At 67.2% G+C, this 683-nt stretch carries 1 protein-coding gene; it reads right to left on the bottom strand.

The genetic code is table 11. The features are described 5' to 3' along the window. Positions 1–33: 33 nt before the first annotated feature. Positions 34–683, bottom strand: a 650-nt coding sequence (locus tag AZG88_RS36085; protein ID WP_197487995.1) for an oxidoreductase C-terminal domain-containing protein, incomplete at its 5' end; no start/stop codon positions are given.

The raw sequence follows: 683 nt of genomic DNA, 5'->3' as shown, positions 1-683 counted from the left end.
CGGGTTCCGACAGATCGAATGGGGGCGTCGGGATCATGACCGACCCCCCACACGAACTGCGCGCTTCGCGATCTGTCGCAGGTCGTAGTCGCCGCCCGCGAGCATGTGCTCGTCGAGGACCTCGCCGCGTTCGAGTATCCGTCGGCCGACCATGTGTGTGCCGGGGTCGTTGACCGATTCGATGGCGACCAGGCGGCCATCGCGCAGGCAGAAGACGGACAGCCGGTTCCCGTCTCGCCGCGCGATGGTGCGGTCGTCGGGGTTCCCGACGCCCACGATCTGCACCTTCAGTGCGCCCTGGTTGCTCCAGAACCAGGGTGTGGCCGAGTAGGGGTCGGTGTTGCCGAGGATCGTGGCGGCGACGTGCCGGGCCTGGTCGGTGGCGCTTTGGATGGATTCGAGCCGGTGAACACGGCCGGACTGGTCCTGCATGGCGGCGCAATCTCCGATCGCGAAGATCGCCGGATCCAGGGTGCGCATCTGCTGATCGACCAGAATTCCGTGGTCGGTGTGAAGTCCGGCCGCCCAGGCCAGGTCGTCGTTGGGCACCATGCCTACCCCGAGCACGACCAGGTCTGCCGCCAGCTCCTTCGCCTCAGCTGTCAGCACCGCCTCGACGACACCGCCCCGGCCACGGATTTCGGTGACGCGATCGTCGAAAATCAGCTCGACGCCGCAGGACC

Source organism: Rhodococcus sp. LB1, assembly GCF_001583455.1.
Taxonomy (GTDB): Bacteria; Actinomycetota; Actinomycetes; order Mycobacteriales; family Mycobacteriaceae; genus Rhodococcus_F; species Rhodococcus_F opacus.
This window is presented reverse-complemented; position numbering and strand designations above follow the sequence as displayed.